Here is a 7,347-nt window from a genome sequence, read left to right on the forward strand (position 1 = left end):
GGCGTGTCAACCGCGAGGGAGTCTTCTTGCCTACGCTGAAACGCGGCCTGACCCTGCTGGTCACGGTGGCCTTCACCCTGCTGGGTCTGCTGCTGGTCACCTTCCTGATCGGGCGCGTCGTCCCGATCGACCCGGTGCTTTCGGCTCTCGGCGACCGCGCGAGTGCCGAAAGCTATGCGCAGATGCGCACGCAGCTCGGGCTCGACCTGCCGCTGTGGCAGCAGTTCCTGCGCTATCTCGGCGACGTGCTGCAGGGCGACCTCGGCACCTCGGTGCTGACCTCCCGGCCGGTGCTGGAGGATGTGCTGCGCGTCTTCCCGGCGACGCTGGAACTGGCGACGGTCGCCGCCATCGTCGGCGCGCTGCTGGGCATTCCCGCCGGCGTGTTCGCCGCCATCAACCGTGGGCGCTGGCCCGACCATACCATCCGGCTGCTCGGTCTGCTCGGCCATTCGGTGCCGATCTTCTGGCTGGGTCTGATGGCGCTGCTGCTGTTCTACGCCAAGCTGGACTGGGCACCGGGACCGGGGCGGGTCGACGTCTTCTACGAGGGGATGGTCGATCCGGTGACCGGCCTCGTCACGGTGGACGCCCTGCTGGCCGGCGAGACCGAGATCTTCTGGAACGCGGTCCATCATCTGGTCCTGCCCTCGGCGATCCTCGGCCTCTATTGCGTCGCCTACATCGCGCGGATGACGCGCGGCTTCATGCTGGACCAGTTGCGCCAGGAATACATCACCACCGCGCGGGTGAAGGGCCTGTCGGAGACCCGCGTGATCTGGGGCCATGCCCTGCGCAACATCACCGTGCCGCTGATCACCGTCATCGCCCTGTCCTATGCCAGCCTGCTGGAGGGGTCGGTGCTGACCGAAACGGTGTTCGCCTGGCCCGGTCTCGGCCTCTACATCACCAATTCGCTGCTCAGCGCCGACATGAACGCGGTGCTGGGCGGGACACTGGTGGTCGGCGCGGTCTTCATCGCGCTGAACCTGCTGTCCGACCTGCTCTATCGCCTTCTGGATCCGCGGGCCCGATGACCGTGCGCACCGACACCCCATCCGCCCCCCGGCCCGCCGGCTGGCGGGACTGGCTGACCACCGACACGCCGCACTCCCGTGCCCAGGCCCGCCTGGGCCGCGCCTGGGCCGGCTGGACCGCCTTCCGCCGCAACCGGCTGGCCGTCGCCGGGCTGCTGATCGTGCTGGCCCTGATCGTCGTCGCCGCACTCGCCCCGGTGCTGGCGCCCCACCATCCCTATGCCCAGGATTTGAGCGCCCGGCTGCTGCCGCCCGGTCCCGGCCACTGGCTGGGCACCGACGCCTTCGGACGTGACATCCTGTCCCGCCTGATCCACGGCTCGCGGCTGACGTTGATGATCGTCGGGCTGGTGGCGGCGACGGCGCCGCTGGCCGGGCTGGTGATCGGCACGGCCGCCGGCTATTTCGGCGGCTGGGTCGACACCGTGCTGATGCGCATCACCGACATCGCGCTGGCCTTCCCCAAGCTGATCCTGGCGCTGGCCTTCGTTGCCGCACTCGGCCCCGGCATCGAGAATGCGGTGATCGCCATCGCCATCACCTCCTGGCCGCCCTATGCCCGCATCGCCCGGGCGGAGACGCTGACCGTCCGCCGCGCCGACTTCATCAGCGCCGCCCGGCTGCAAGGGGCGTCCAGCCTGCGCATCATCCTGGGCCATATCATGCCGCTGTGCATCGCCTCGCTGATCGTGCGGACGACGCTGGACATGGCCGGCGTCATCCTGACCGCCGCCGGTCTGGGCTTCCTCGGCCTCGGCGCCCAGCCGCCGCTGCCGGAATGGGGGGCGATGATCGCCAGCGGCCGGCAATATGTGCTGGAGCAATGGTGGGTCGCCGCCATGCCCGGCCTCGCCATCTTCATCGTCAGCCTGGGCTTCAACCTGCTGGGCGACGGGCTGCGCGACGTGCTGGACCCGAAGGGGGACTGACATGACCGATCAAAAGACGGCGGACGACACCCCCCTGCTGGACGTCTCCAACCTGCGCGTCGCCTTCCCCACCCGCAACGGCGTGACCGAGGCGGTGCGCGGCGTCTCCTTCACGCTCGGCCGGGAAAAGCTGGGCATCGTCGGCGAGTCCGGTTCCGGCAAGTCGATGACCGGCCGCTCCATCCTGCGCCTCGTCCCTTCGCCGGGCCGGGTCACCGCCGACCGGCTGGCCTTCAACGGCGAGGATCTGCTGGCGGCGTCGCCCAGACGCATGCGCGACATCCGCGGCCGGCGCATCGCCATGGTGATGCAGGACCCGAAATACTCGCTGAACCCGGTGATGACCGTCGGCCGCCAGATCGCCGAGGCCTACCGCGTCCACAGCAAGGCCGGCGCCGCCGAAGCGAAGCGCCGCGCGCTGGAGATGCTGGCCGCCGTGCACATCCGCGATCCGGAACGGGTCTATGACCGCTATCCGCACGAGGTGTCGGGCGGCATGGGCCAGCGCATCATGATCGCGATGATGCTGATCCCCGACCCCGACCTGCTGATCGCCGACGAACCGACCTCCGCCCTCGACGTCACCGTGCAGATGCAGGTGCTGGCGATCCTCGACGACCTCTGTTCCCAGCGCGGCATGGGCATGATCTTCGTCAGCCACGATCTGAACCTCGTCGCCTCCTTCTGCGACCGCATCCTGATCATGTATGCCGGCCGGGTGGTGGAGAGCTGCCGCGCATCGGAGCTGCACGCGGCGCAGCACCCCTACACCCGCGGCCTGCTGGCCAGCCTGCCGCGGATCGACGAGCCGCCGGGCGACCTGCCGGTGCTGAGCCGCGATCCGGCCTGGTTGGAGGCATGAAGACGATGATCGACATCCGGGATCTGCGCGTCCGCTTCGGCCAGGGCGCCGATGCCGTCACGGCGGTGGACGGCGTCACCCTGTCGGTGCGCGAGGGGGAAAGCTTCGGCCTCGTCGGCGAATCCGGCTCCGGCAAATCGACCGTCCTGCGCGCGGTCAGCGGCCTGAACGACGAGTGGACCGGCCGCATCGCCATCGCCGGCACGGAGCAGGGACCGAAGCGGCAGAAGAGCTTCTACAAGCTCTGCCAGATGGTGTTCCAGGACCCCTACGGCTCGCTGCACCCACGCCACACGGTGGACCGCATCCTGGCCGAACCCATCGCCATCCATGGGCTGGGCGACGCCAATGGCCGCATCGACCGGGTGCTGCGCGATGTCGGGCTCGGCCCGGCCTTCCGCTTCCGCTACCCGCACCAGCTCTCCGGCGGCCAGCGCCAGCGCGTCGCCATCGCCCGCGCGCTGGTGCTGGAACCGCGGCTGCTGCTGCTGGACGAGCCGACCTCGGCGCTCGACGTGTCGGTGCAGGCGGAGATCCTGAACCTGCTGCGCCGGCTGCGGGCGGAACATGGCCTGACCCTGGTGCTGGTCACCCACAATCTCGCCGTCGTCGCCAATCTGTGCGACCGGCTGGCGGTGATGAACCGTGGCCGGCTGGTGGAGGAAATGACGGTCGAGGAGTTGCGCCGCGGTGCCGCGCGCCAGCCCTACACCTTGCAGCTGCTGCGCGCCAGCCAGGGCTACGACCGCGCGACGGCGGAGGGCTTCCGGGATTATGCGTGAGAGAGCAGCCGCGCCGTAATTCTGCTCACACCAGCCGCACCACGCACAGCTTGTCCTCCGCCCCCTTGGCGGCGGCCTTGTGGTCGGCGATGGCGGTGTTGACGGCGTCCGGCGTCAACCCATGGCTGCCGGAGGGGATCACCACCGCCACCCCGCTGGCCGCCAGCAGCGGGAAACGCCGGACCGCCCCGTAGCGGTCCTTCGCCAGGAACCCGCCACTCTCCCGCGTTTCCGCGTCATACAGGCTCTCGGCATCCGACCGGAACAGCGCCAGAAGCTCGGTCAGACGGGACAGCACCTCGTCCTCGTCGCCGCCGCTGACGCCCAGGAAGAAATCGTCGCCGCCGATATGGCCGGCGAAGGCATCGGCAGCCTTGGCGACGGCCCCGGCATTGCCGGTCCAGGCCTTCAGCCGCTCGCTGAACATCAGGATGGCACGGTCGCCCTGGCGGAAGCCGAAGCTGTCGTTGAAGGGCTTGAAGTTGTCGAAATCCAGATAGGCCAGCACATGGCCGCGGCCGTCATCGGCCAGCGCCGCTTCGATGTGGCGCAGAATCGCCGCGTTGCCGGGCAACCGGGTCAGCGGGTTCTGGTCGGCCGCCATCGCCAGATTGCGCTCATGCACCAGCCGCAGCAGCGCGCCGCTCGACAGCACGCCGGCATAGGCGCCGCCCTCGACGATGACGATCCCATCGGCCGCCGACTCGGTGGAGAAGGCTTCGATCACCCGGTCCAGCGGGGTGGAGATGTCGCAGACCGGCGAGCGGATGACCAGATCGTCCAGCCCGTTGCCCAGGCCGCGGTTGCGCAGCAACTCCCCGCCGAACCGCGAATAGACGAAGCGCTTCAGGTCGCGTTCGCGGATCAGGCCCAGCGGGCGGTCATGCTCATCGATGATCGGGGCGATGGCGGCGCTGCCCTCGCGGCGGAAATAATCCAGCAGCTCGGTCTTGCGCGAATCGACCCGCAGCGGCGGCAGCCGTTCGATCACCTCCGACAGGCGGCGGTGCGACTCGCTGGGTTGGCGGCGGTCGCGGCGGTTGAGCTCCTCGACCACCGGATAGCGGTTCGGCAGGCTGGTCAGGTCCACACGCGGCCGGGCGATCAGGAAGCCCTGGGCGAAGTCGCAGCCCAGATCGCGGCAGGTGTAGAACTCGGTCGCGGTCTCCACCCCCTCCGCCACGATCTGGATCCCCAGCGCATGGGCATGGCCGGCCAAGGCCGCCACCAGCGCGCGCTTGCGCGAATCCGCATCGATGCCAGCGACGAAGAAGCGGTCGATCTTCACATAGTCCGGCCGCGCCTCGTACAGCGTGCGCAGGCCGGAATGGCCGACGCCGAAATCGTCGATGGCGATGCCGGCCCCGCCCTGGCGATAGCGGTCGACCGCCGCATCCACCGCGACGCCGCTGGCGACCGGCCGGCTTTCCGACAGCTCCAGCACGATGCCGTTGCTGCGCGATGCCGCCTGATCGCGGGCCAGCCAGGGCGAGTCGGGCCGGCCGATCAGCCGGGCGTCCAGGTTCAGGAACAGCTTCGCCTCGTTCCAGCCCGACAGCGCGCGATAGGCGGCGACCGCCTTGGCATGCAGCGCCGTCTCCACCGTCGCCAGCAGACCGGCGGCCTCGGCGGAGTCCAGCAACTCGGCCGCGTTGGCGAAGCCGGTGCGCTCGAACCCGCGCAGCAGCGCCTCATAGCCGTGACAGCGGCCGGACCGCAGCTGCACGATCGGTTGGAAGGCGTAGCGCAGGGCGCCGACCGCCGCCGCCCAATCGAAGGATGCGGCTTCGCCCTGACCGTAGCTGACGCTGTTCCAGCTCGCGCCATAGGCCCCGGCGCGGTCGCCTTCAGGATTTCCGGTCCTGGACCCGGCTTTTGTCCCGCCTTCAATGGTGGTCAGCACAGTCATCGCTCGGTCCGCCAGCGCTGATCCGAGATAAGATCAGCGCTTGGTTGTAACAGAGCTTGTTTGCGGTTTCATGACCGCAGCGCCATGTTGTTGTCTCCCCGGCAAACCAGCCTGCCCCGAATCGAATCCTCGTATCGCCGCGCCCGCCTGCGCTATAGGAAGTCCCCTTCTTGAAGGCGGGCGGTTCGGGTGAGCGGGAGGCGAGCGGGATGAAGGTCGGCATCGACATGGGGGCGACGAACGCGGGAAGCGCCGCGACGCTCGACCTGGAGGAGCTGCTGGCGACCCGTCTGCTGGTCCAGGGCAATTCCGGTTCCGGCAAGTCGCACCTGCTGCGCCGGCTGATCGAACAGAGCGCCCAATGGGTGCAGCAGGCGGTGATCGACCCGGAGGGCGATTTCGTCACGCTGGCCGAACGTTTCGGCCATGTGGTGGTGGAGGCCGACGCCCACAGCGAGGCCGCCTTGCAGTCCGTCGCCGCCCGCGTCCGCCAGCATCGGGTTTCCGTCGTCCTGAACCTGGAAGGGCTGGACGCGGAAATGCAGATGCGCCATGCCGCCGCCTTCCTCGGCGGGCTGTTCGATGCCGACCGCGATTTCTGGTATCCCATGCTGGTGGTGGTGGACGAGGCGCAGCTGTTCGCCCCCTCGGCCGCCGGCGAGGTGTCGGATGAGGCGCGCAAGGTCTCGCTCGGCGCCATGACCAACCTGATGTGCCGCGGGCGCAAGCGCGGGCTGGCCGGGGTGATCGCCACCCAGCGTCTGGCGAAGCTGGCAAAGAACGTCGCGGCCGAGGCGTCGAACTTCCTGATGGGCCGCACCTTCCTCGACATCGACATGGCGCGTGCCGCCGACCTGCTGGGCATGGAGCGGCGGCAGGCGGAGATGTTCCGCGACCTGGAGCGCGGTCATTTCATCGCGCTCGGCCCCGCTTTGTCGCGCCGGCCGCTGCCGCTGCGCATCGGCGCGGTGGAGACCCAGGGCCGCACCGGCAGCCCGACCCTGATGCCGCCGCCCACCACCCCGGTGGAGGATGCCCGCGACCTGATCTTCACCACGACCGGGCCGGAGCCGCCACGCTACGTCCGCCGCCCCACGACCTCGGCTAGCGCCGACCTGATGGCGCAGCTGGCGCGCGGCCGCCCCGCCGCCCCGCCGCCGTCTTCCGGCAGCACCGCAGACGATGAGGCCGAACAACCGGCCCTGCTGCCGCTGGAGCCGGTGGAAACCCCGGAACAGGCCGCCGGGCGTGAGGCGCAGTATGACGAGGTGCTGGCCGAGGTGCTGGCCGACCCGGAGGCGCCCTACCGCTCGCTGGCCGTGCTGTACCAGGATTTCCTGGTGCGCTGCCGCGGCCGCGGGGTGGATGGCGACCGTCTGGCCCTGCCCGCCTTCCGCCGCCGTCTGGCGACCGCCCGCGCCGGGGCCGGCAACGGCGACGATCCCGCCTGGCAGCGCGCGACGGAGGTCGCCGCCACCCTGGCGGAGGACATCCAGCCGGTCTTCCTGCTGCTGGCCCGCGCCGCCCTCGACCATGCTCCCTGCCCGTCGGATGCCGATGTGGCGCGCGCCTGCGGCAGCCGGTCGAAGGGGCGCGGCCGCCGCCTGCTGACCTACATGGAACAGCGCGGCTTCATCGCCAGCCGCAGCGGCCTGGGCAACACCCGCGCCATCGCCCTGCCGGCGCTGGGGTGGGAAACCGCGCTGGGCGATCCCAACGCCGCAGATGCTGGCGATGCCGCCGACGCTTCCGACGAAGGCGGATTGTTCGCGGCGGGGTGATCCCTCACGCGGCCAGATGCTTCTGCATGAACAGCAGGTCGAGCCAA

6 protein-coding genes are annotated in these 7,347 nt (G+C 69.9%); 5 read left to right on the forward strand and 1 reads right to left on the reverse strand.

The genetic code is table 11. The annotated features are described in order from the left end of the window. Nucleotides 1-26 precede the first annotated feature (26 nt). Genes I71_RS28170 through I71_RS28185 form a run of 4 tightly spaced genes read left to right on the forward strand, consistent with a single transcriptional unit; the run spans nt 27 to nt 3,610 of the window. Nucleotides 27-1,037 carry an ABC transporter permease gene (locus I71_RS28170; RefSeq protein WP_042701997.1) on the forward strand — a complete coding sequence of 337 codons (1,011 nt, stop codon included), beginning with the start codon at nt 27-29 and terminating at the stop codon, nt 1,035-1,037. Then, on the forward strand, nt 1,034-1,966 hold the full coding sequence (gene nikC / locus I71_RS28175) for a nickel transporter permease (RefSeq protein ID WP_042701984.1): 933 nt from the start codon (nt 1,034-1,036) through the stop codon (nt 1,964-1,966). The genes I71_RS28170 and nikC overlap by 4 nt, the downstream gene beginning before the upstream one ends. Nucleotide 1,967: 1 nt before the next feature. After that, a complete protein-coding gene (locus tag I71_RS28180) occupies nt 1,968-2,828 on the forward strand; it encodes an ABC transporter ATP-binding protein (RefSeq protein WP_042701986.1) in 861 nt (286 codons plus the stop codon). Nucleotides 2,829-2,833: 5 nt separating this feature from the next. Then, a complete protein-coding gene (locus tag I71_RS28185; protein WP_049976374.1) occupies nt 2,834-3,610 on the forward strand; it encodes an ABC transporter ATP-binding protein in 777 nt (258 codons plus the stop codon). 25 nt (nt 3,611-3,635) lie between these two features. Here the strand turns inward: I71_RS28185 and I71_RS28190 are convergent, their stop codons facing one another. Beyond that, on the reverse strand, nt 3,636-5,519 hold the full coding sequence (locus I71_RS28190; RefSeq protein ID WP_042701991.1) for a GGDEF domain-containing protein: 1,884 nt from the start codon (nt 5,517-5,519) through the stop codon (nt 3,636-3,638). 209 nt (nt 5,520-5,728) lie between these two features. Here I71_RS28190 and I71_RS28195 point away from each other — a divergent pair, with 209 nt between their 5' ends. Then, entirely contained in the window at nt 5,729-7,300 is a 1,572-nt protein-coding gene (locus I71_RS28195) for an ATP-binding protein (RefSeq protein ID WP_042701994.1), read from the forward strand. Nucleotides 7,301-7,347: the final 47 nt, after the last annotated feature.

The organism is Azospirillum sp. B506 (assembly GCF_000333595.1).
In the GTDB taxonomy this organism is placed as follows: Bacteria; Pseudomonadota; Alphaproteobacteria; order Azospirillales; family Azospirillaceae; genus Azospirillum.

Bases quoted from the DNA above. Each gene is read 5' to 3' on its own strand.
- I71_RS28190 (WP_042701991.1), bottom strand. From the start codon at position 5,519: ATGACTGTGCTGACCACCATTGAAGGCGGGACAAAAGCCGGGTCCAGG.
- I71_RS28180 (WP_042701986.1), top strand. From the start codon at position 1,968: ATGACCGATCAAAAGACGGCGGACGACACCCCCCTGCTGGACGTCTCC.
- nikC (WP_042701984.1), top strand. From the start codon at position 1,034: ATGACCGTGCGCACCGACACCCCATCCGCCCCCCGGCCCGCCGGCTGG.
- I71_RS28195 (WP_042701994.1), top strand. From the start codon at position 5,729: ATGAAGGTCGGCATCGACATGGGGGCGACGAACGCGGGAAGCGCCGCG.
- I71_RS28185 (WP_049976374.1), top strand. From the start codon at position 2,834: ATGATCGACATCCGGGATCTGCGCGTCCGCTTCGGCCAGGGCGCCGAT.